Below are 20,086 nucleotides of genomic sequence, written 5' to 3' on the forward strand. Positions count from 1 at the left end.
ACAACATAAAAAGGAATAACGATGCGACATACCGCGATTTTAGCTACGGCCTTTGCGACACTCGTTACCACAAGCTCCCTCACTTTTGCAGCCGAGCTGCCGGGTAAAGGCATCACCGTGCAACCGGTACAAAGTACTATTGCCGAAGAAACTTTCCAGACATTACTGGTGAGCCGCGCGCTTGAAAAACTGGGTTATACCGTCAGTAAACCGAGTGAAGTCGATTACAACGTCGGGTATACCTCAATCGCTTCTGGCGATGCCACCTTTACTGCCGTTAACTGGCAATCGTTGCATGATGATATGTATGCCGCAGCCGGCGGTGACAAAACATTTTATCGTCAAGGTGTACTGGTTTCCGGAGCTGCCCAAGGCTATCTGATCGATAAAAAAACCGCTGATAAGTATAAAATTACTAATATAGAACAGTTGAAAGACCCGGAAATTGCCAAGTTATTCTCAAGAAATGGTGAAGGCAAGGCTGAACTCACTGGCTGTGCGCCGGGCTGGGGCTGTGAAGCGGTAATCAATCATCAGAATACCGCCTTTGGTCTTGAAAATACCGTGAATGTTAACCACGGTAACTACTCGGCGATGATGGCTGATACCATCGCGCGCTTTAAAGAAGGTAAGCCAGTACTTTATTATACCTGGACACCTTACTGGGTCAGTGACGTGCTGAAACCAGGTAAAGATGTGGTCTGGTTACAGGTTCCATTCTCTTCCTTACCTGGCGTGCAGAAAGATATCGACACCAAACTGCCTAACGGTGCCAACTATGGCTTCCCGGTCAGCACCATGCATATTGTGGCCAACAAACAGTGGGCTGAGAAAAATCCTCAGGCTGCAAAACTGTTTTCAATCATGAAACTTCCCCTGGCGGATATTAATGCTCAGAATGCCATGATGCATAGCGGTAAATCTTCAGAAGCCGATATCAATAACCATGTCGATGGCTGGATAAAAGCCCACCAGGCAGAATTTGATGGCTGGGTGAATGAAGCTCTGGCGGCTAAATAACGTAGTCTGAGTTAAAAGCACGAGAATTTCTTTACTCGATATATCAGACAGGGCGATAGCGCCCTGTCTTTTTTATCACCACTGTGATTTCTGAATGTTTCCAACCACTTCCGTATGTGTCATTCGACGATAACCGCACAAACTAACACTCTTCTTATTTTTTTCTGGTCCGCTTATTGGTTATGATCCCCCTCTCTCTCTGGCAAGTCGGCGTTAATCACCTTAATAATGAAAAATAATCAATCCGGACTCAGCACCCCACTTATCATCCTGATGTCTATCGCAACCGGCCTGGCAGTCGCCAGTAATTACTATGTGCAGCCGCTACTCGACACCATCGCCAATGCTTTTTCGCTCTCCATCAACCAGGCGGGATTTATCGTTACCGCCGCGCAGCTGGGCTATGCAGCAGGCTTATTCTTCCTGGTCCCACTGGGAGATATGTTTGAGCGTCGCCGTTTGATTGTCACCATGACATTACTGGCCGCAGGCGGCATGCTGATTACTGCCACCAGCCAGTCCCTGTGGGTGATGATCCTCGGTACCGCACTGACCGGGCTCTTTTCCGTTGTCGCACAAATTCTCGTTCCTCTGGCCGCAACGCTGGCCGCACCGGAAAAACGCGGGAAAGTAGTTGGCACCATTATGAGCGGCCTGCTGCTGGGTATTCTTCTGGCACGTACTGTTGCAGGTTTGCTTGCCAGTCTCGGGGGATGGCGTACCGTTTACTGGGTTGCCAGTATCCTGATGATCCTGATGGCGCTCGCTTTATGGCGTGGTTTACCGCGGGTTAAGAATGAAAACCATCTGAATTACCCGCAACTTCTGGGATCTGTATTCAGTCTTTTTACCCGACATCCTTTATTACGGACGCGTGCCTTATTAGGCTGTCTGACCTTCGCTAACTTCAGCATTCTCTGGACCTCAATGGCCTTTCTGCTCGCCTCACCGCCCTTTAACTACTCAGATGCCATGATAGGTCTGTTTGGTTTGGTCGGGGCCGCAGGAGCGCTTGGTGCCCGTCCAGCAGGCAGTCTGTCAGATAAAGGCAAAGCACATCTCACTACCAGCATCGGACTGTTACTGTTACTGCTGTCCTGGGGAGCAACAGCGGCAGGCCAGTACTCTGTTATCGCCCTGATTGTCGGCATACTGATCCTCGACTTGACTGTACAGGGTGTCCATATCACCAACCAAAGTGTGATTTACCATATGATGCCCGAGGCGCGTAACCGTCTGACCGCCGGATATATGACCAGTTACTTTATTGGTGGCGCTGCGGGGTCATTAATTTCAGCGAGCGCTTATCAGCATGCGGGCTGGACCGGAGTCTGTATTGCCGGTGCTACCGTATCGACACTGGGGCTGCTGGTCTGGTGGCTTGGCTATCATAAACAGCCTGCTTAGCCTGTTGATTTACCCCGGTCTGGATGACCGGATGTTTACCAGGGGAACTGAACACTTTTAATAGTTTGAAGACGTTAAAGCGAACTATAATAATGGTATGACGTTTATCTTTTGTGCCACAGCTTAACGCTCAGTGGCTGAATTTCTCGTGGAAAAAATCCACGGAACGAGAAGATTCAAACGTATATAAATGTATATTTTTGTATAAGCCAGAGATTTACTTTATTTGTAACTATCGTTACTATACCGGATGAAACTAATGAGGTCATATTAAGATGGACAGTTCGTTCGCCCCTATTGAACAGATGCTTACAACACGCGCACAGCGCTGTAAGGATTTTCCGTTTCAGGAGATTCTCCTGACCCGACTGTGTATGCATATGCACGGTAAGCTTTTGGAAAATCGTAACAAAATGTTGAAAGCTCAAGGGATCAACGAAACCTTATTCATGGCGTTAATCACTTTAGAGGCTCAGGAAAATCACAGTATCCAGCCTTCTGAATTAAGCTGTGCTTTAGGTTCTTCTCGTACCAATGCAACGCGTATCGCCGATGAACTGGAGAAGCGTGGCTGGATTGAACGTCATGAAAGTGATAACGATCGTCGCTGCCTGCATTTACAGTTGACGAAGCAAGGACTCGAATTTTTAAGCCAGTTACTGCCTCCGCAACATAGTTGCCTGCATCAAATCTGGTCATCGCTCAATGAAGATGAACAAGTACAGCTTGAAACTATCACTCGCAAGCTGCTCACTCGTCTTGACCAAATGGATGAAGAGTCGCTCACTGGTCGATAAACCCTGACCCTGTAAGCGGCATTTGTCACCTTAGAGCACAAATTTCCTTAGAACCTATACTGACAGGTCTGATAAGACTGACCTGTCTTGCCAGACTATTTCGGCCAGAAATCATCAATAAGTGGAGATTAACATGAGCACAAATGCGGAGATGAATCCCCCGCAGCAACCGAGCAAGAAAGGAAAGCGTAAAAGTATTCTTCTTTTCTTAACCTTGCTTTTTGTTGCTATTGCCGTGGCATATGGCGTCTATTGGTTTTTAGTTTTAAGACACTATCAAGAAACCGATGATGCCTATGTATCAGGTAACCAAGTGCAAATCATGGCACAGGTCTCCGGCAGTGTGACTAAAATCTGGGCGGATAATACCGGGTTTGTGAAACAAGGGGATGTACTGGTCAGCCTTGATCCGGCAGATGCCGAACAGAGCTTTGAAAAAGCACAAACCCAGCTGGCTTCCAGCGTACGCCAGATACATCAGCTGATGATTAACAGCAAACAATATCAGGCGAATATTGAGCTACAAAAGACAGCCCTGGCTAAGGCTCAACACGATTTGAACCGACGTATTCCACTGGGTCAGGCGAATCTGATTGGTCGCGAAGAACTCCAGCACGCCCGTGATGCTGTGGCCAGTGCCCAGGCTGAACTGGATGTCGCTATTCAGCAATATAATGCTAATCAGGCTATGGTATTAGGTACGCGTCTTGAAGAACAGCCTGCTATCAAACAAGCCGCAGCTGAGGTACGTGATGCCTGGATGGCACTGCAACGCACACAAATTATCAGTCCAATGACCGGATATGTTTCCCAGCGAGCAGTCCAGGTGGGCTCACAAATCAGCCCGACGACGCCGTTAATGGCCATCGTCCCCGCTAACGGTATGTGGGTCGATGCTAACTATAAAGAAACTCAACTTGCCAATATCCGTATCGGCCAGCCCGCAACAGTGGTCACCGATATGTACGGTGACAAAGTCGTCTTTACCGGCAAAGTCGTTGGTCTCGATATGGGTACCGGTAGCGCATTTTCTTTACTGCCAGCCCAGAACGCAACCGGTAACTGGATCAAGGTCGTTCAGCGCCTGCCGGTCCGCATCGAACTTGATGAACAGCAGATAACCGAGCATCCCCTGCGTATTGGCCTTTCTGCTCTGGTGAATGTGGATACCACATCTCGTGAAGGTGCCGTTCTGTCAACACAGATCCGTACCACCCCGGTTTACGAAAGCAATGCTCGTGTACTTGATTTGGCTCCAGTTAATACTCTTATCGACCAGATTATTCAGGCCAATGCGGGTTAATCAATTGGAGGCTGTATGGCACAACGAAAGCCGCTAGAAGGTGCACCGCTGGTCATTATGACCATCGCACTTTCACTCGCGACCTTTATGCAAGTGCTGGACTCCACGATTGCTAACGTGGCGATTCCAACTATTGCCGGTAACCTTGGCTCATCAATGAGTCAGGGAACCTGGGTTATTACCTCTTTTGGGGTCGCAAATGCTATTTCCATTCCTATCACCGGCTGGCTGGCTAAGAGGATCGGTGAAGTAAAACTGTTCCTCTGGTCGATAGTCCTGTTTGTGGTTGCCTCCTGGGCATGCGGGATGTCAAATAGCCTGGAAATGCTGATCTTTTTCCGCGTTCTCCAGGGGCTGGTAGCGGGTCCGTTGATTCCGTTATCCCAGAGTTTGTTACTGAATAACTACCCACCGGCTAAGCGCAGTCTGGCGCTGGCATTATGGTCAATGACCGTGGTTGTGGCACCGATTTTTGGCCCTATTCTCGGGGGTTATATCAGTGATAATTACCACTGGGGCTGGATATTCTTTATTAACGTTCCGATCGGCGTCATCGTAGTCGCACTGACGCTGAGAACCTTGCGTGACCGGGAAACGAAGACCGAACAGCGTCGTATCGATGCGATTGGTCTTGGGCTGCTTGTCATTGGGGTAGGCAGTTTGCAGGTTATGCTGGACCGCGGAAAAGAGCTTAGCTGGTTCGACTCTACTGAAATCGTTGTGCTCGCCGCAGTGGCGGTCGTCACACTGACGTTTCTGGTGGTCTGGGAGCTTACCGATAAAGAACCCATTGTGGATTTATCGCTGTTTAAATCACGAAACTTCACCGTGGGCTGTATCTGTATCAGTCTCGCCTATTTGATTTACTTCGGTGCCATCGTCCTGCTGCCACTGCTATTGCAGGAGGTCTACGGATATACCGCAACCTGGGCTGGGCTGGCTTCAGCACCGGTTGGGCTGCTACCGGTACTGTTGTCACCGATCATTGGCCGTTTCTCCCATAAGATTGATATGCGTCTTTTGGTGACATTCAGCTTTATTGTCTATGCCGTGTGCTTCTACTGGCGCGCCTATACCTTTGAACCGGGTATAGATTTTGCGGGCGTAGCCTGGCCACAGTTTGTTCAAGGTTTTGCGGTAGCCTGCTTCTTTATGCCATTGACGGCTATCATTCTTTCCGGCTTACCGCCAGAAAGACTGGCTGCGGCATCGAGCCTGTCGAACTTCCTGCGTACGCTTGCAGGTTCTATCGGGACCTCGATAACCACCACCATGTGGAGTAATCGTGAATCATTGCACCATGCGCACCTGACTGAATCGATTACCCCTTATAATCAAAATGCCGTTGAGGCGTATCAGCAGCTGGAAAGTATAGGTATGAATCATCAGCAGGCGTCAGGCTATATTGCCCGACAGATAACCGAGCAAGGACTGATTATTTCAGCTAATGAGATTTTCTGGCTTTCTGGCGGTATCTTTATTCTGCTGATTGCCCTGGTGTGGTTTGCCAGACCTCCGTTTGGTGCCGGGAAAGGTGGCGGCGCTCATTAATTAATATGCTTTAATATCAGAATGAATAAAACGGGAAAGCTATCGCTTTCCCGTTTTATTTTTAGCTATGGTATTGGCAATATCTGCATAACCAAGAGAATAGATCCTAACATTATCACTTCGGTATCTCCTTATTCCGGAGAGCACCACAGGCTGCAAGTGCTTTTACATTTCCCCTTACAGCCTGTATCAATAGTTAGTAGATACAAGCAGCACTCTTTCGGGTGGAAGCAGGCAAGGCAGCAGCACCTGTGACTTGTCGGGGGAAAATTTGGCTAAATTCAGGCCCACATCAAACAGGCTACAGCAATGAATAACGACTAACTGTGGCGAGTATAGAGCGCATAAGCGAGTGACACAATGTTGACGATTTAGCCAATCAGCGTTAATATTGACCGCAGTTAGTAGGTACAAGTAGCATCGTAATGGAACAGAATGAAATTCTGACCACTACAGAAAATAAACTCGACTTACCAGGTCGGGTTTTTTTCGTCTATAAAATAGATAACCTGATAGTTTTTATTCACTCACAATAATAAAGATATTACGCTCATTATTCCCCAGGTGGTTTTACTCTTTTTTATTTAGCCATTACCCTCAAGAATATATATTATTTTCTCTTATCTCGTTATTTTAAATCAGATAAAGTTTTCAGAATTTTGCCAAATAATACTCCCTAGATATATTTCAGCCACGCATGTTAATCATCTGCAAGAAACTTCACTCCCGAGCATTCATCTTCGTAAAAATGGCGGTTTCTCACGCTATGTTGTCAGTTTTTCGTGAGTATCTGTCAAGGCTCTCAGTCAGGATAGAGACAGACCTAACTAAGGAGAGTCAGTATGTTGCAAGTTCCATCACAAAAGTATCGCCCGCATACCCCTATTTCATTACCCGATCGTCAATGGCCGGACAAAGTTCTGACTCAGGCGCCTCGCTGGCTCTCCACCGATCTCCGTGATGGTAATCAGTCCCTGGCCGAGCCAATGGATAGCGCACGTAAACTGCGTTTCTGGGATCTGTTAATCGCCTGTGGTTTCAAAGAGATTGAAGTTGCTTTCCCGGCAGCCTCTGAAACTGACTTCCAGTTTGTCCGTACACTGATCGAAGAAAAACGGATCCCGGACGATGTTACCATTCAGGTGCTGACCCAGGCGCGTAGCGATCTGATCGATCGTACTTTTGCGGCTCTCGAAGGTGCAAAGCGTGCCACAGTTCATGTCTATAATGCGACCGCACCTTTATTCCGTGAACTGGTCTTCCGCCAGACTAAGGAAGAGATAGTCCAGCTGGCGGTTAATGCCTCGCGTCAGGTCAGAGCTTTATGCGAAGCAAATCCCAATACGGAGTGGAGCTATGAATACTCCCCGGAAACCTTCTGTTTTACTGAACCTGATTTTGCCCTGCAAATTTGTGAAGCGGTTGCAGATGTCTGGGTGCCATCAGCGACCCGACCGATGATCCTTAATTTACCGGCAACGGTGGAAGTCAACACGCCGAATGTCTATGCGGATCAGATAGAATATTTCTGTCGTCATTTCTCCAGACGCAGTGATGTTTGTATCAGCGTTCACCCTCATAATGACCGAGGCTGTGGCATTGCCGCGGCTGAACTGGCTATTCTGGCCGGGGCTGACAGAGTTGAAGGCTGCTTATTCGGTAACGGTGAACGTACCGGTAATGTCTGTCTGGTAACGCTGGCAATGAATCTCTATAGCCAGGGCATCGATCCTGAGCTGGATTTTAGCGATATTAAAAGTGTGGTTGAATGTGTAGAGCAATGTAACCAATTACCGGTTCATCCTCGCCACCCTTATGCCGGAAAACTGGCCTTTACCGCCTTTTCTGGTTCGCACCAGGATGCGATTAAAAAAGGCTTTACCGCACGTCAGACATCCCCTTCCCCACTGTGGGAAATGCCTTATCTGCCGGTTGATCCTGAGGATATGGGCTGTACCTATGAAGCGGTTATTCGCGTCAACAGCCAGTCGGGTAAAAGTGGTGCCGCCTGGATCCTTGAACAAAATCATGGTCTGGTGTTACCGCGTGGCCTGCAACAGGACTTCAGCCACCATGTTCAGGTTCAAACTGACCGCCACGGGAATGAAATGACCCTGACAGCCCTGTGGCAGCTGTTCCGTGATCTGTACGGCCCGCACCAGCTTGCTTCACGCCAGTTGCTGGACTACCGCAGTGAAAGTCATGCAGACGGCACCTTACAGTTGGTTGCACGAATTCAAACACCTGAAGGAATTATTACCTTACAGGGTAAAGGAAACGGTTTGCTCTCTGCCGCGGCTGACGCCCTGAAAAGTCGATTCAATGTTGCTCTGGCGATTGATAACTACCACGAGCACACTCTGGGACGGCATAGCGAGAGTCGTTCTGCGGCCTATATTCGCTGTAACTTCACTAACGGTGAAAGTCGCTGGGGCGTAGGCATCGACAACGATATCTCACGCGCCTCTTTACAGGCATTGCTGAATACCCTGCCTCCTGCTACTGATGCGTAAAGTAATCGCTGGGTGAAACCCCCAGCGTGCGCCGAAACATCGCACTAAAAGCACCGGGACTCTCGTAACCTAATTCGAGAGCCACCCGGAGCACGGATTGTCCCTGAGCCAGCAGGCTAAGAGCCTCCATCAGTCGTGCCCGCCTGACCCACTCACTGAATGCCAGCCCGGTCTGTTGCTGAAAATGACGCAGTAAGGTCCTTTCACTGACAGAAATTTTTTGGGCGGCTTGTGCCGTCGTCCAGGGAATACCAGGTTGCGCCTGAATCTGGCGACACAGCGACAACAACGCTTCTGACTGAGGTTCCGGTAAGTTAAAAGGTAAGGTATCCATCACCCGGATCTCATCGAGAATTAACTCATAAATTCGCTCTTCTCTGCTCCCGGCACTGTACCGTTCCGGAAGAGTCAGAACATTAATAATCAGTTCACGTAACAAAGCTGAAATCTGTACCACCTGGCAAACCGAGGGAAGATCCGCCCTGGCAAAAGGATCGATAAACAGGGTTCTGGCGGCAACATCTCCGGTCGCCTGCAAACGATGTCGCGTACCTGCGGGCAGCCAGACACCACGACTTGGTGGCACAACCCAATGCCCCTGGTCAGTTTCCACACGAACTACACCGCTGAGCGTATGCAAGAGCTGCGCACAGTTATGGCTGTGCCAGGGTTCCTTTTGCCCATGCCGATAATCCTGGGCAAAAGGCACCATCGGGCGGGTAGAGAAATCAAACATAAGCTCAGTAGACATAGTTAACCGATTGAATGAAATGCTGTCTTAGTATAACAATTACCGACCTGAGAAAAACGCTGAGAGATAGCAATAACGAGGATTTTCAAATGATAGAAACAGAACGCTTGATCCTCCGGCAATGGCAGGAAAGTGATTTACAGCCATTCGCAGAGCTGAATGCCTGTCCTGATGTTATGCGTTATTTTCCGGCCCCCTTAAGCCGTGAAGAAAGTGACAATCTGGCGAAACGCTTTAAAAATATTATTGATACTAACCAGGGCTGGGGGTTTTGGGCAGTAGAGTTAAAAGCAACCAAGGAGTTTGTCGGGACTGTAGGATTACTGTATCAAGCCGATCGCTTCAGTTTCTCACCCTGCACCGAGATTGGCTGGCGTTTAGCAAAGACCTTCTGGCATCAGGGGATAGCCTTGGAAGCAGCAACCCGTTCGCTGAATTTTGCTTTTAATCAGCTACACCTTGATGAGGTTGTCTCGTTTACCTCTGTGCATAATGCTCCTTCAGAGGGGCTGATGAAGCGTCTGGGCATGGTGAAACAAGCCTCATTTATACATCCTGCCCTTCCCGCCTCTCATAAACTGGCTGAGCATGTATTATATAAAATCACCAGAATGAGCCTGACTTCAAAAATCAAACGATAAGACCCCAGTCAAAAAAAAGCCCATTGCATACGCTGCAACGGGCCTCTAAGAATATCGTCAGTCAGAAGAACTGTACTAGATATGCAGTTCCTTCAATGTCTCTTTTGGCAGCGCCAGAGCTTCGTTGCTGTTAACACCGACGCCATGTTCAATAATATGACGGGCAATATCCTGCGCTTCTTCAAGAGAGTGCATATGCCAGGTTCCGCACTGATACACGTTCAACTCGGGGATCTGCTTCTGCTCTTTAACTTTCAGCACGTCTTCCATTGCAGCAAGCCAGGCATCTGCAACGCGCTGCTCTTCTGGTACACCAATCAGGCTCATATAGAAACCGGTACGGCATCCCATTGGCGAGATATCGATAATCTCAACGCCATTACCATTGAGATGGTCACGCATAAAACCAGCAAACAGGTGTTCCAGCGTATGGATCCCTTTTTCTGGCATCACTTCTTTATTTGGAATACAGAAACGCAGGTCAAATACAGTAATGGTATCGCCGTGAGGCGTATGCATCGTTTTCGCTACACGAACAGCTGGAGCATCCATACGTGTATGATCTACGGTGAAGCTATCCAACAATGGCATCTCATTACCTCCGATAAGTGATTTTTTTTTAAAATAAATGAACTATTCTTTCCAGTGCGAGTCTTAGTATGTGAAAGACGCGCATTTATTATCATCATCACTGGATTCAGCGATGAATTTTTGGCCACAAGTATGTGGCCTTTTCTTTTTCTATCAGCTGTTTCTTTCCAGCCAGCTTTCAAACGGCTCAGAATCACTGGCTTCAATAGCCTGTTGACGCTGCCATGACGCATCGCGTTCATTCTGTAACATCTCAAGCGTCAAAATTTCTAATGGCTCTGAAACCAGTTCCTGCTGATACTTTGCAGACAACTCCATCCCTGTGCCATCGATACCTTTTTCAATCATCGATTGTAGTATACGTGCAGAATAGGTTTGTGATGGGTCATCAAAACAGTTAACTAACTCGGCGCAAACCTGCTGATAATCCTGGTTTCCAGCAATACCATCAAGAACCTCGGCCACTCGGGTCAGGTCAGCAAATAATCCATGCCCAACTTCAGACAGTGGGTGCTGGGCTGTTTCACAGCCAATGCCAAGCGTCAGGCCAGGTTTACGTCCTTCCAGAATAACGCGATTCCAGTTAACGCGCGTACAGAGCAGTTCGTCACTGCTCATCTCAGGCGCATCAGCCAGAGCACACCAGATCATAAACAAATCAAGGAAGCGAATTTGCTGCTCATCAACGCCAATCGCCGAGAAGGGGTTAATATCCAGCGAACGCACTTCGATATACTCAATACCGCCACGCAATAAAGCGTCAGACGGCGATTCACCGTCACGCGTAACACGCTTAGGACGAATCGGTGCGTACAGTTCGTTTTCAATCTGCAGCACGTTGGTATTAATCTGCAGATGTTTGCCGTCTTTCATTAAACCGACTTTGGCATAATCTTCAGAAGGCGTACGAATCGCTGCCTTCAAACCCTTTACGTAGGTCTCAAGATTATTGAAGGTGATACCCAATGCACTCTGTGATTTATTGGTATAACCCAAGTCGCTCAGGCGCAATGAAGTCGCATAAGGCAGGTAATACATGCCTCCTGGCGTTTTTTCAAAGGGTAGCGAACTCGGTTTACCCTGCAGGAAAGAGGAACAAATTGCCGGTGATGCCCCAAACAGATACGGAATAACCCAGCCAAAGCGATAATAGTTACGGATCAGACGGAAATAGCCTTCAGAGATGGTCTCTTTACCGCTCTGGATATCTTCAACACCACATTTAGCCTGCCAGAACGACAGCGGTAGTGAGAAGTTATAATGCACGCCAGAGATGGTCTGCATTAACGCGCCGTAACGGTTTTTTAATCCTTCGCGATAGAGTGTCTTAAAGCGTCCGATATTAGAACTGCCGTACTGGGCTAATTCTATGTTCTGTCCGTCACCGATGAAACACGGCATGCTGAGCGGCCACATGCGCTCATCGCCTAGCTCACGTGCCGTATAGCGATGAATATCGCGCAGGAACGTCAGCATATGATCAATATTGTTATCGACCGGAGTAATAAATTCCAGGAGGGCTTCTGCGAAATCAGTGGTTATCCACTTATGCGACAATGCTGAGCCCAGACTTTCTGGATGCCCGGTTGTTGCTAGTTTCCCCGCAGGTGTTACACGAAGGGTTTCGCGCTCCAGGCCACGACCAATACCTGTCACTGCTTCAGGGTGTTTTTCCAGCCAGGCTAACGCCTGTGATACGTCCGGGATCAAATTGACCTCCCGCCTGTTGAATTTATTGTAATAAGCATAATTATTTGCCGGTTATAAATGAACATACCAAGCCATTATTGCCACCATGCCATCCCTTGTAAGGTTACCACTGCGACGATGATATAACGCAGCGCTTTACCCAGACACAAGAAAAAGACCACCGGCCCCATACTCAGACGTAACCACCCTGCCAGCAGGCACAGTAGATCGCCAATAAGCGGTACCCAGCTTAATAAAAGTGTTGCCGGGCCAAAGCGAACCAACCAATCTTTGGCTTTCCCCTGCCAGCGTGACTGTATACGCTCGGGGAAAAAGCGCCCCAGAATAACGTTAGTCATACCGCCAAGGCTATTACCTATTGTTGCTATTAAGACAAGTACCCATACCGGCCCCACTCCAGCAACCAGTAAGGCTACCAGCACCGCTTCGGAACTGCCCGGAAGCAATGTGGCACTCAGAAAGCTACTGGTGAAGAGCGAAGCAAATGACAGTATGTCTGTCACAGCACACGCACATCTACAGCATCCATACCCGCCCGGTGAGCCGCCTGAATACCAAAATCTGCATCTTCAAATACCAGACATTTCTCAGGTGCAACGCCCATCAGTTCGGCACAACGCAGGAAAGTATCCGGTGCAGGTTTATGATGTTGTACATCATCGGCCGTAACCACTGCGACAAAGTACTTTCGTAAGTCCAGACTCTCAAGCAGAGCTAAAGCAAGGCTACTGTCACTTCCCGTACCTATTGCCATCGGTCGACGGCCATACCACTGTTTAACAACTTCAATCAGGGGTAACGGACGAACCGTCTCCAGCAAGATACTACGCAATATTTTAGTTTTTTCATCTGCAAGATGATGAGCATCGAGGTCACTATCATGGCGGTCAATAATCGCCTGAGCAATACGCCAGGTTGGCGAACCATTCAGAGCTACCATTGCATCTTCATCGTAATCCATACCGTAACGGTCAAGCGTGATACGCCAGGCTTTACGGTGTGTCGGTTCGGTATCCAGAAGGGTGCCGTCCATATCGAAGATTAGCCCATCGTAGCGTTCGTACATCTCATCTCTCACATTATAAAATGCCGGGGTGCTACTTTAGCCTAAACGGCTAATATTGTCGCTTATTGTAACGAGAGGATTCGTCATCATCGAAAGCGGATAATCAACGGGATAAGGGCAAAGAGAGGCGTTGCGGGATGATACAGACCACAGATATGATGAATTTTGATAAAAGATAAAAAAGAGGTTTTCTGGTTGATTATTTGAATCTGGGAGGGTTTTATAACTTGAGATAAAAAGAATTGCTGATAAATTAAGATGGTGCATCCGGGAGGATTCGAACCTCCGACCGCTCGGTTCGTAGCCGAGTACTCTATCCAGCTGAGCTACGGATGCATCAGTTTACTTCTTTACTTCCCAAACAATGCTAAAGCACTTAACTTTATCATTGTTAAATATGGTGCATCCGGGAGGATTCGAACCTCCGACCGCTCGGTTCGTAGCCGAGTACTCTATCCAGCTGAGCTACGGATGCATCAGTTTACTGCTTTACTTCCCCAACAATGCTGAAACACTAAATTTCAACGTTGTTAAATATGGTGCATCCGGGAGGATTCGAACCTCCGACCGCTCGGTTCGTAGCCGAGTACTCTATCCAGCTGAGCTACGGATGCAAAATGGCGGTGAGGCGGGGATTCGAACCCCGGATGCAGCTATTAACCGCATACTCCCTTAGCAGGGGAGCGCCTTCAGCCTCTCGGCCACCTCACCACACGCCTCTTGCGAGACACGCCTCTTTCGAGTTGCTCTGAAGAACTTGATGCTGCTCTTCGTTGCTGCGTTGGCGCACATATTACTTTCCCCGGTTTATAAGTCAAACATTTTTTCCAGAGTATTATCTGATTGAACGTTTCACAGTCAATTAGTGCGATATGACGGCAAAAAGAGTGTTTTATCAACAGGGATGTTTGCATATAGAGGCTTAGCTGCGGCAATAAAAATAATGGCTATCAGGCAAATCAGTAGCCCAGAGACAGTCGTCAATGCAAAAAACGCTCAAAAAGTAGCAGCAAACAAAGAGTCAGGGCAGAAAGAAAAGACTAAAGGAGTTATGCAGACAGGTAAAATGACAGAGAAAAAACGGCAAGAGAGAGAGAAATAACAATGAGGGGGGGAAAGACGCGCCTCGCGATGTAATCGGGCGAGACGCTTTATGCTTAGAAGTTTGTTTGCTGAGACTTTTCAGCCTGGATGCGCTGGTAGATTTCTTCACGGTGCACGGAAACTTCTTTCGGGGCATTCACACCAATGCGAACTTGGTTTCCTTTTACCCCAAGCACGGTCACGGTCACCTCATCGCCAATCATAAGGGTCTCACCAACTCGACGAGTCAGAATTAACATTCTTTGCTCCTTGAAAGATTAAAAGAGTCGGGTCTCTCTATATCCCGGCATTATCCATCATATAACGCCAAAAAGTAAGCAATAACAAACTTGTCATCACTGCCTTACATTCTGCTATGAGTAAGTTTAGCCGATATATTCTATTGTGACCTGACTTTATTTTTATGAGTACTCTGTATTTGTTACGAATATGCCACAACAATTGTCAGTTGTGGCATATATTTACACAGTCATGATGCTCAGAGCTTAGCTGCAACCCAGGCTTCAACCCCAGCTAAAGCAGCAGGAAGAGCAAGGCTGTCAGTGCCCCCTGCCTGCGCCATATCGGGACGACCACCGCCCTTCCCGCCAACTTGCTGGGCAATCATGCCAACCAGTTCGCCAGCTTTAACTCTGTCAGTCACGTCTTTAGACACCCCGGCAATCAACGAAACCTTGCCATCAACCACTGTCGCCAGCACGATAATGGCAGAGCCAAGCTGATTTTTCAGGTCATCAACCATGGTACGCAGTAGTTTAGGTTCAACATTACTGAGGGTACTGACCAGTAACTTAACACCTTTAATATCAACAGCCTGATTAGAGAGACTGGCACTTTCCTGAGAAGCCTGTTGCTCCTTCAGTTGTTGCAGTTCTTTTTCAAGCTGACGATTACGTTCCAGCACAGCACGAACTTTATCGTTAAGACCCTGGGTATCGCCTTTCAGCATCTGGGCAATATCATGCAGTCTGTCACTTTGTTCGTGCAGCGCAGCCAGCGCACCTTCGCCCGTTATGGCTTCGATACGACGGACACCCGCAGCGGTGCCTGACTCAGCACTGATACGGAACAGACCGATATCACCGGTACGTGAAGCATGCGTTCCGCCACAAAGTTCAGTGGAGAAATCGCCCATGCTGAGAACCCGGACATTATCGTCATACTTCTCGCCAAACAGAGCCATAGCCCCTTTTGCTTTCGCAGCTTCGAGATCCATAACCTGAGTCTCAATCGGCAGGTTACGACGAATTTGCGCATTGACGATATCTTCAACGGCACGAATTTCAGCAGGCTTCATTGCTTCAAAGTGAGAGAAGTCGAAACGCAGGCCTTTATCGTTAACCAGAGAGCCTTTCTGCGCAACATGCGTGCCGAGAACCTGGCGCAGTGCAGCATGCAGTAAGTGCGTGGCTGAGTGGTTCAGACGAATGCGATTGCGATTCTCTTGATCGACTTCAGCCTGAATATTTTGCCCCACTTTCAAGCTACCGCTTGCCAGTTTGCCCAGATGACCAATTGCCTGACCATATTTCTGCGTATCAGCAACAACAAACTGTGCGCCTTCAGCGTTCAGCGTTCCGGTGTCACCCACCTGGCCGCCAGACTCGCCATAGAACGGGGTTTTATCAAGAATAATAACTGCTTCATCACCCTGATTAACCTGTTCAACAGATTTGCCATCAACAAAAATAGCGCTGATGGTAGCGTTAAAGGACAGGTTATCGTATCCCTTAAATTCAGAAGCGCCATCAACACGGATCATCGCGTTGTAGTCAGCACCGAAACCGCTGGCATCACGAGCGCGACGGCGCTGCTCTTCCATTGCAGCTTCAAAGCCCGCTTCATCTACCCTGATGTTACGTTCACGGCAAACATCGGCGGTTAAATCAACCGGGAAGCCGTAGGTATCATAGAGACGGAAAGCTGTTTCACCATCAAGCACGTCGCCTTTCAGATTAGCCAGCTCTTCGTCGAGCAGAGTCAGACCGCGCTCAAGCGTGCGGGCAAATTGCTCTTCTTCGGTTTTCAGAACCTGCTCAACCAATGCTTGCTGCTGTGCGAGGGCTGAACCTGCGCTACCCATCACGGCAACCAGTGGACCGACTAATTTATAGAAGAAGGTCTCCTGCGCGCCCAGCATATTACCGTGGCGAACCGCACGACGGATGATACGGCGTAAAACATAACCCCGGTTCTCATTCGATGGCGTCACGCCGTCAGCAATCAGGAAGGCACAAGAACGAATATGGTCAGCAATAACGCGTAGTGATTTACTCGACAAGTCTGTCGCGCCAGTCACCTCGGCAACAGCCTGAATCAGGCGTTTAAACAAATCGATATCGTAGTTAGAGTTCACATGTTGCAATACCGCTGCAATACGCTCTAAGCCCATACCGGTATCAACCGAAGGTTTCGGTAACGGCTGCATAGTGCCGTCAGCCTGACGGTTGAACTGCATAAAGACGATATTCCAGATCTCGATATAGCGGTCGCCATCTTCTTCGGGAGAACCTGGAGGCCCGCCCCAGATATGGTCGCCATGATCGAAGAAAATTTCGGTGCAAGGACCACAAGGACCCGTGTCACCCATCTGCCAGAAGTTGTCAGAAGCAAAAGCAGCGCCTTTATTATCACCGATACGAATGATACGTTCGCGCGGCACGCCCACTTCTTTTTCCCAAATCTCAAAGGCTTCATCATCACTTTCGTAGACGGTTACCCAGAGACGTTCTTTTGGCAAATTAAACCATTGCTCGCCGGTCAGTAATTCCCATGCGAAGTTAATAGCATCATTTTTGAAATAGTCGCCAAAACTGAAGTTACCGAGCATTTCAAAAAAGGTATGGTGACGCGCGGTGTAACCGACGTTTTCCAGATCGTTATGCTTACCACCCGCACGCACACAACGCTGAGACGTGGTGGCTCGGGAGTAACTACGCTTGTCCTGACCCAGGAAAACATCCTTAAACTGGTTCATTCCGGCGTTAGTAAACAGCAAAGTCGGATCGTTGTGTGGAACCAGGGAGCTGCTCGCTACGACCTGGTGGCCTTTACTTTGGAAAAAATCGAGAAACGCCTGACGGATCTCAGCGGTGCTCTTGCTCATAAATATCCTGAAATCAAGCTAACGAAGAGTTATAAACCAGCGCTGATGGCCTTTTTTCGCTATCAGAACTCGTTTACCTGGGAAAAAGTGGGAATAAGATAAGATTTCTGGCGAGGGAAGTAAAATCCCGTCTGACACTAATCGACAAAAATTCAGTAGATATTCTGAATGTCTTCCATAAAAAAGCCACGATAAAGCAGAAATCGCTGTACCTTAACCCGTTTTTGCCACTCGTCGGGCAGTGGAGAACCAAATTTACGCTCGGCCGTTTCTTTCGCTAACTGGCCCCAGTCAATTTCACAAACATACAGCACCTCTTCCCTGGTCTCCCTGTCTATCCCTTTTTGTTGCAGCCCCTGGCGAATAGACTGCGGCCCATAGCCTTTACGACTGCGACTGGCAATAAATCGCATGGCAAACTGCCTGTCATCAAGCCAGTTCTGCTGGTAACACCAGGCAATCACTTTTTCGATATCGTCGGCTGAATACTCTGTTTTCTCTTGTTGCTGACCAAAAGAGGCGGAAGGAGCGGGAGTCGTGAGCTTACGCCTGAGTTCCTGTTCGCTATGATCGCGCATGGCAAGAATACGAACCGCACGGTCGCATAACCGGGAAAAAATACTGCGGGAAGATGGGGATAACGGTTCAGACATCATAAAGCAGACAACGCTGGGTAGGGGTGGCAGATAATAAAAAAGACCGAAAAGGCCTCTGGTGTTATAACGAACTTCAAGGGGCATTATAATGCCCCTTGAATAACCTTTAAGATATTTTAGAAATCTTCGGAGGCTTCAACTGCGTTGCTGTCATTTTCATCAACAGTAAAATCGGGTTTGCCATCCGGATTATTCAGCAATGTCTCACGCAGTAACTTTTCAATTTCCACAGACATTGGCTTGTTTTCTTTCAGGAAGTTGCTGGCATTAGCTTTACCCTGACCAATTTTTTCGCCTTTGTAGCTATACCAGGCACCGGCTTTTTCAATCAGTTTATGCTTAACGCCTAAATCAACCAGTTCACCGTAGAAGTTAATCCCTTCCCCGTAGAGGATCTGGAATTCAGCTTGTTTAAACGGTGCAGCAATTTTGTTTTTTACCACTTTAACGCGGGTTTCGCTGCCAATCACGTTATCACCGTCTTTCACCGCACCAATACGGCGGATGTCGAGACGCACAGAGGCATAGAATTTCAGCGCGTTACCACCAGTGGTGGTTTCCGGGTTACCAAACATCACGCCGATTTTCATACGGATCTGGTTAATGAAAATAAGCAGGGTATTAGACTGCTTCAGGTTACCCGCCAGTTTACGCATTGCCTGGCTCATCATACGTGCAGCAAGGCCCATATGAGAGTCACCGATTTCACCTTCAATTTCAGCTTTTGGTGTCAGAGCGGCAACGGAGTCAACGATGATAACGTCCACCGCACCAGAACGTGCCAGTGCGTCACAAATCTCTAATGCCTGCTCACCGGTATCTGGCTGGGAACACAGCAGGTTATCGATATCAACGCCTAATTTCTTGGCATAGACCGGGTCCAGAGCGTGTTCTGCATCGATAAACGCACAGGTTTTACCTTCACGCTGTGCCGCAGCAATAACTTGCAGGGTCAGCGTGGTTTTACCTGAGGATTCTGGTCCGTAGATTTCTACGATACGGCCCATCGGTAAACCACCTGCACCCAAGGCGATATCCAATGATAGGGAACCAGTAGAAATGGTTTCTACGTCCATAGAACGGTCTTCACCCAGACGCATGATGGAGCCTTTACCAAATTGCTTTTCAATTTGACCAAGTGCTGCCGCTAACGCCTTCTGTTTGTTTTCGTCGATAGCCATTTCTACTCCTGTCATGCAGTATCAAGCGGGGTTCGCTATTCTGCGTTTTCAATACGATTTTGTTGAATTAATTATACTGTACAATCATACAGTATCAAGCTTATTTTTTGAGAAAATCATTCAACAGCGTTTGCAGCGCAAATTCCGTTGCCTGACGACGAACCGCATCGCGGTCACCCTTAAAGCAGGTTGTGATCGCGAAAGTCTGTCCCTGCTTATCCGCAAAACCAAACCAGACTGTGCCAACTGGTTTTTCGTCACTACCGCCGTCAGGCCCGGCAATACCGCTAACCGAAACCGCATAATCGGCCCGGGCGGCTTGCAGTGCCCCCTGCGCCATTTCGCGCACCACCGCTTCACTCACTGCGCCGTTAGCTTCCAGAGTTTGAGGGTTGACGCCAATTAATTGCTCTTTCGCCTGATTACTGTAAGTTACAAACCCGCGTTCAAACCACGCGGAACTGCCAGGGACGTCGGTAATCACTTTTGCTATCCAGCCGCCAGTACAGGACTCTGCAGTAGTGAGGGTTGCGCCGCGAAATTCAAGGGCCAGACCAATCTGCTTACTTAATTCAAATAATGTGTTCTCTGTCATAGGGGTTCCAATTTTAGGCATATCATCGGACGACCTGGTAGTATTTTACTCAAGTCTCAGAGGGTTGCATCCGCTTATACGACGGAGATTCCAG

General features: G+C 48.3%; 18 protein-coding genes and 4 tRNA genes. 8 read left to right on the forward strand and 14 right to left on the reverse strand.

The genetic code is table 11. The features are described 5' to 3' along the window. Positions 1–21 precede the first annotated feature (21 nt). The 6 genes from proX (at position 22) to leuA (ending at position 8,591) form a co-directional block, all read left to right on the forward strand. Entirely contained in the window at positions 22–1,020 is a 999-nt protein-coding gene (gene proX / locus M2387_RS14745) for a glycine betaine/L-proline ABC transporter substrate-binding protein ProX (protein ID WP_259050421.1), read from the forward strand. A gap of 228 nt (positions 1,021–1,248) precedes the next feature. Continuing rightward, positions 1,249–2,427 (forward strand): MFS transporter, encoded by a 1,179-nt coding sequence (locus M2387_RS14750; protein WP_259050422.1) that lies wholly within the window; start codon positions 1,249–1,251, stop codon positions 2,425–2,427. Between the two features lie 275 nt (positions 2,428–2,702). After that, positions 2,703–3,224, forward strand: coding sequence for a transcriptional repressor MprA (gene mprA, locus M2387_RS14755; RefSeq protein WP_259050423.1), 522 nt, complete (start codon positions 2,703–2,705; stop codon positions 3,222–3,224). Positions 3,225–3,357: 133 nt separating this feature from the next. Continuing rightward, a complete protein-coding gene (gene emrA / locus M2387_RS14760) occupies positions 3,358–4,527 on the forward strand; it encodes a multidrug efflux MFS transporter periplasmic adaptor subunit EmrA (RefSeq protein ID WP_259050424.1) in 1,170 nt (389 codons plus the stop codon). A gap of 15 nt (positions 4,528–4,542) precedes the next feature. Next, positions 4,543–6,078 carry a multidrug efflux MFS transporter permease subunit EmrB gene (emrB, locus tag M2387_RS14765; protein ID WP_259050425.1) on the forward strand — a complete coding sequence of 512 codons (1,536 nt, stop codon included), beginning with the start codon at positions 4,543–4,545 and terminating at the stop codon, positions 6,076–6,078. An 842-nt stretch (positions 6,079–6,920) separates the two neighbouring features. After that, entirely contained in the window at positions 6,921–8,591 is a 1,671-nt protein-coding gene (leuA, locus tag M2387_RS14770) for a 2-isopropylmalate synthase (protein ID WP_259050426.1), read from the forward strand. Here leuA and M2387_RS14775 read toward each other — a convergent pair. Next, a complete protein-coding gene (locus tag M2387_RS14775) occupies positions 8,578–9,342 on the reverse strand; it encodes an AraC family transcriptional regulator (RefSeq protein WP_259050427.1) in 765 nt (254 codons plus the stop codon). The two genes, leuA and M2387_RS14775, sit on opposite strands and share 14 nt — an antisense overlap. Positions 9,343–9,431: 89 nt before the next feature. Here M2387_RS14775 and M2387_RS14780 point away from each other — a divergent pair, with 89 nt between their 5' ends. Beyond that, positions 9,432–9,983 (forward strand): GNAT family N-acetyltransferase, encoded by a 552-nt coding sequence (locus tag M2387_RS14780; protein ID WP_259050428.1) that lies wholly within the window; start codon positions 9,432–9,434, stop codon positions 9,981–9,983. A gap of 75 nt (positions 9,984–10,058) precedes the next feature. Here the strand turns inward: M2387_RS14780 and luxS are convergent, their stop codons facing one another. The 8 genes from luxS to M2387_RS14820 all read right to left on the reverse strand — a co-directional run bounded on the left by luxS (position 10,059) and on the right by M2387_RS14820 (position 14,061). Continuing rightward, the gene (gene luxS / locus M2387_RS14785; protein ID WP_259050429.1) at positions 10,059–10,574 is read right to left on the reverse strand and encodes an S-ribosylhomocysteine lyase; all 516 of its coding nucleotides are present in this window, start codon (positions 10,572–10,574) and stop codon (positions 10,059–10,061) included. A 153-nt stretch (positions 10,575–10,727) separates the two neighbouring features. After that, entirely contained in the window at positions 10,728–12,284 is a 1,557-nt protein-coding gene (gshA, locus tag M2387_RS14790) for a glutamate--cysteine ligase (protein ID WP_259050430.1), read from the reverse strand. A gap of 74 nt (positions 12,285–12,358) precedes the next feature. Then, positions 12,359–12,787 (reverse strand): YqaA family protein, encoded by a 429-nt coding sequence (locus tag M2387_RS14795; protein WP_259050431.1) that lies wholly within the window; start codon positions 12,785–12,787, stop codon positions 12,359–12,361. Then, positions 12,784–13,350: a fructose-1-phosphate/6-phosphogluconate phosphatase gene (gene yqaB / locus M2387_RS14800; RefSeq protein WP_259050432.1), complete on the reverse strand. Its 567-nt coding sequence runs from the start codon at positions 13,348–13,350 to the stop codon at positions 12,784–12,786. The genes M2387_RS14795 and yqaB overlap by 4 nt, the downstream gene beginning before the upstream one ends. A 259-nt stretch (positions 13,351–13,609) precedes the next feature. Then, positions 13,610–13,686 (reverse strand) — tRNA-Arg (locus M2387_RS14805). A 62-nt stretch (positions 13,687–13,748) separates the two neighbouring features. Next, a tRNA-Arg gene (locus tag M2387_RS14810) sits at positions 13,749–13,825 on the reverse strand. A gap of 62 nt (positions 13,826–13,887) precedes the next feature. Continuing rightward, a tRNA-Arg gene (locus M2387_RS14815) sits at positions 13,888–13,964 on the reverse strand. A gap of 4 nt (positions 13,965–13,968) precedes the next feature. Then, positions 13,969–14,061, reverse strand: a tRNA-Ser gene (locus M2387_RS14820). Positions 14,062–14,293: 232 nt separating this feature from the next. Here M2387_RS14820 and M2387_RS14825 point away from each other — a divergent pair. Beyond that, a complete protein-coding gene (locus M2387_RS14825; RefSeq protein ID WP_259050433.1) occupies positions 14,294–14,452 on the forward strand; it encodes a hypothetical protein in 159 nt (52 codons plus the stop codon). Positions 14,453–14,507: 55 nt separating this feature from the next. Here the strand turns inward: M2387_RS14825 and csrA are convergent, their stop codons facing one another. The 5 genes from csrA to pncC form a co-directional block, all read right to left on the reverse strand. Then, entirely contained in the window at positions 14,508–14,693 is a 186-nt protein-coding gene (gene csrA / locus M2387_RS14830) for a carbon storage regulator CsrA (RefSeq protein ID WP_008458257.1), read from the reverse strand. 239 nt (positions 14,694–14,932) lie between these two features. After that, positions 14,933–17,560, reverse strand: coding sequence for an alanine--tRNA ligase (gene alaS, locus M2387_RS14835; protein WP_259050434.1), 2,628 nt, complete (start codon positions 17,558–17,560; stop codon positions 14,933–14,935). Between the two features lie 152 nt (positions 17,561–17,712). Then, a complete protein-coding gene (locus M2387_RS14840; RefSeq protein ID WP_259050597.1) occupies positions 17,713–18,213 on the reverse strand; it encodes a regulatory protein RecX in 501 nt (166 codons plus the stop codon). A gap of 119 nt (positions 18,214–18,332) precedes the next feature. Further along, positions 18,333–19,397 carry a recombinase RecA gene (gene recA, locus M2387_RS14845; RefSeq protein WP_259050435.1) on the reverse strand — a complete coding sequence of 355 codons (1,065 nt, stop codon included), beginning with the start codon at positions 19,395–19,397 and terminating at the stop codon, positions 18,333–18,335. Between the two features lie 100 nt (positions 19,398–19,497). After that, the gene (gene pncC / locus M2387_RS14850) at positions 19,498–19,992 is read right to left on the reverse strand and encodes a nicotinamide-nucleotide amidase (protein WP_259050436.1); all 495 of its coding nucleotides are present in this window, start codon (positions 19,990–19,992) and stop codon (positions 19,498–19,500) included. Between the last annotated feature and the right edge of the window lie 94 nt (positions 19,993–20,086).

The organism is Klebsiella sp. BIGb0407 (genome assembly GCF_024807845.1).
Classification (GTDB): Bacteria; Pseudomonadota; Gammaproteobacteria; order Enterobacterales; family Enterobacteriaceae; genus JGM124.